Annotated in this window: 3 protein-coding genes; 2 read left to right on the top strand and 1 reads right to left on the bottom strand. The window is 59.9% G+C overall.

What is annotated here, in order from left to right; translation table 11 throughout:
* Positions 1–427: 427 nt before the first annotated feature.
* Positions 428–1,711 carry a tetratricopeptide repeat protein gene (locus tag BLR85_RS28035; protein WP_139188621.1) on the bottom strand — a complete coding sequence of 428 codons (1,284 nt, stop codon included), beginning with the start codon at positions 1,709–1,711 and terminating at the stop codon, positions 428–430.
* A gap of 186 nt (positions 1,712–1,897) precedes the next feature.
* Between BLR85_RS28035 and BLR85_RS28915 the strand changes: the two genes are divergently transcribed.
* Both BLR85_RS28915 and BLR85_RS28025 read left to right on the top strand, forming a co-directional pair.
* Entirely contained in the window at positions 1,898–2,140 is a 243-nt protein-coding gene (locus BLR85_RS28915) for a hypothetical protein (RefSeq protein WP_139188620.1), read from the top strand.
* Positions 2,137–2,969 (top strand): twin-arginine translocation signal domain-containing protein (locus tag BLR85_RS28025; protein WP_139188619.1); only part of this gene is annotated, 833 nt, incomplete at its 3' end. The genes BLR85_RS28915 and BLR85_RS28025, both read left to right, overlap by 4 nt.

Here is a 2,969-nt window from a genome sequence, read left to right as displayed (position 1 = left end):
GGTCAAGTCCGCCGATGAAATCCTCGCATCGGTCAAGCGGTTCTGCCAGCGAACCCAAACCCTATGCGGCGAACTTTAGATTCGGGTGACTAGCTGCTCCACTGCGTCTCCAGCCTCTTCAGGGCCTTCCTGCTCCGCTTGCGAAACTCGGCCCATGCAACCCCGTGCCCCTTGACCACGCGGTCCAAGCATTGGCCGCAAGGCACGCCAGGCAAGAGTGGAAAGAGTTTAACGGTCGTGAACGGCCCGGAGCTGACATTTGGTGAAAGTGCGGCAGGCGACAGGTTCCAGTCCGGCGGAATGAACCCGTGAAGGCTGTGTCCAATGCGTGAATGCAAACCGAATATGAGAGGGATCGCGGAAGGAAAGGCTAAATACGGGTCCAACTTGCGATCTTCCCAAACCAATGCCAGCCGGATAGTCCACCCTACAGGTTCGACCCGTATGTCTCGAGCGTTTCAATAACACTGGATAGAGTTTCCGGCGCGTGCTCAAAGAAACGGCTGGCGACCTTCTTTGCTGGGAAGCCGGACCAAGTCCGGTGCATCTCGTCGATAGCTCGACGTGCGGCCGCGTGCTCGCCGTTTTCGTGTTGGGCCGTGGCGAGCATCATTAGGCTCGGCGCGCTGACCGGGAGGCCGCGTTCGGCCGCCATGGAGAACGCCTCGATGCATGCCGGATAGTTCTGCAGCATCAATTGTGACGTGCCCCAGATACTGTTTGCGCCGAACCTGCCGCTCCCTAAGCGGGGGCGTTCCGGGTCCGAGACCTCTGCCGCGAGAATGGGGTCATTCGAAATAATCGCCGTGATGCCCACCAAGTCCAAAACGTGGCCGTCCTCCGGTGACAGGTCAACGGCTATCCGGGCTCGGCGCAGCGCTGCCTCGGTGTCGCCGCTTACCGCAAGAGTCCAGCCCATGGTCGCTTTCGCCCAGCCATCAGTTGGGCCGCGTTCCAAGGCGCTCTCTGCCATACTGCTTGCTTCGGCAAGCAGTTCAGATGCGCGTGTGGCGTCATCCGACAGATAGGCCAGAAGCGCCAGGATCTGCGCCGCGCCCGCATATCCGCTGGGCAGGTCAGGGTCGAGATCAATGGCGTGCCGAAATGCGGTGAGCGCAATTTCCTGGCGCTTCAAATCGAAGAGCGGAAAGAACATTCCACGCGTCTGTTCGGCGAGATTGGTGGCCTGAACACTGGGCATGGATCGTTCCCTGAGCGCAGCAAGCTTGGCACTATTGTTATCTGTAGCGTTTTGAGTGAGTGCTGGACGAAGATCTGTTGCGAAGAAAACACTTGCGATCAGAGCGACAAACAACGCTCCGAGCGCAACCATCCATTTCCGGGAGCCGGAGTGTTTGTGGCCGGGCTCAGTTGTCTGGGGTCCTGACTCTTCGGGTAAAGTGAGCGGCGCATGCACCGCTGTAAGTGTCGGCTTGTAGCCGCCCGTGGGGATGAGGATGCGGATGTCGTCTCCGGCTCCCTCGCCCTCATAGTATTCCCGGAGCAAGCGCCGCAGGCGTCCGGCCTCGACCCGAACAAGACCCAGCCCGCCGCCATCGCCGTCCAGTCGCCGCCCGTAGACTTCCACTGCAATGGCTTTGCCACGAATTTCGTCGCCATGTCCGGAGAGAGTCTCCTCTACGACGTAGGTAAGAAACTGCCTCAAACGTGGCGACGAGGCCAAGACATCGCTCTCGACAACCTTGTTCAAGGCCGCGCGCGCCTGATCGACGAATTCAGGCGGAAGTTCTTTATGTACAGTGCCTTGAGTCACCTTTGGGATGCCCGCTCTAGGTCCAGCTTACCCCAACTTACCCCAGCTTACTCTGTCTGGCGAGCATGCTGGGTTACCGTCGGAAAAGCGCTCAGGCTACCACCCGCCGACCTAGAGGCAACGTTGATCCTTCGTAATGATCTGCCAGAACTCACCGATTTGATCCTCGCGCTTTCGCTGGATCACCCGTCACTCAGGGAGGCCCTGAGTGACTATGAGTTGGCCTGCTCAAGCGAGAACGACGAAACGCTCAGTTCTGAATTGCGCGCTGAATGGGCCAATATCCGCAAGGAACTGGTCCGCGAGATTGAACGCCAAGCGCGGCGCATTTCCGCTACCCCCGACCAACAGAGGACAATTGAATGACCAAAGACAACCGCAAAGACCCGCAACGGCCGAGCCACGTCGAGAACGATGAACCGCAGGACCCCTCCCGCCGCGATCTGCTCAAGGGCGCCGGTGCCGGTGCGGTTGCGGCGGGTGCTGTCGGTCTCGGCGCGGGGCAAGCTGAGGCACATCCCGGCGAAGGGCCGTTGGGCGAAAACCTGAAAAACCCCTATGGCGGTCGTCCGGCTGGCGGCATCTCATTGCCTGAGTATTTCCGACCGACGAAATACATGACTGGTTCCAACGCCAACTACTTCCCGCTTAGCGAGCAACTGGGACCGGACGAGATGCGGATCTCATTCTGTGGTTCGACGCCCTATCCGCCGCGCGAGGACCAGGCCGGTACCTGCATCATGGTCGAACTTGGCAACGGCAAGCGGTTCTTCTTCGACTTCGGCTCGGGCTGCGTGCGAAACATCGTCGGCATGCAGGTGCCGGGGCAGTTGATCAACGACATCTTCATCTCGCACCTCCACGTCGATCACTATGCCGACATTCCCTACATCTATCCGTTCCGGGCATGGTCGGGCGGCTACACCCCCCTTCGCATCCATGGGCCTTCCGGTCGCACGCCGGAGCTTGGCACCCAGGGAATGGTCAACGGCATGAAGCAGATGCTGAAGTGGCACTTGGAAGCATTCGACGTGTTCCCGATCGGCGACGGCTACGAAATCGAGGTCAACGAGTTCGATTTCCGTCAGGAAGGCGGTGTCGTCTACGACGAGGATGGAGTCGTGGTTCGCTCCTGGCCACGTAGCCACGCAAAAGACGGCGCCGTTGGGTACCGCCTCGACTGGAACGGCCTCAG

The organism is Aliiruegeria lutimaris (assembly GCF_900099935.1).
GTDB classification, from domain to species: domain Bacteria; phylum Pseudomonadota; class Alphaproteobacteria; order Rhodobacterales; family Rhodobacteraceae; genus Tropicimonas; species Tropicimonas lutimaris.
Note: the sequence above shows the minus strand (reverse complement) of the source record. Positions and strands in the feature narration are given on the sequence as shown.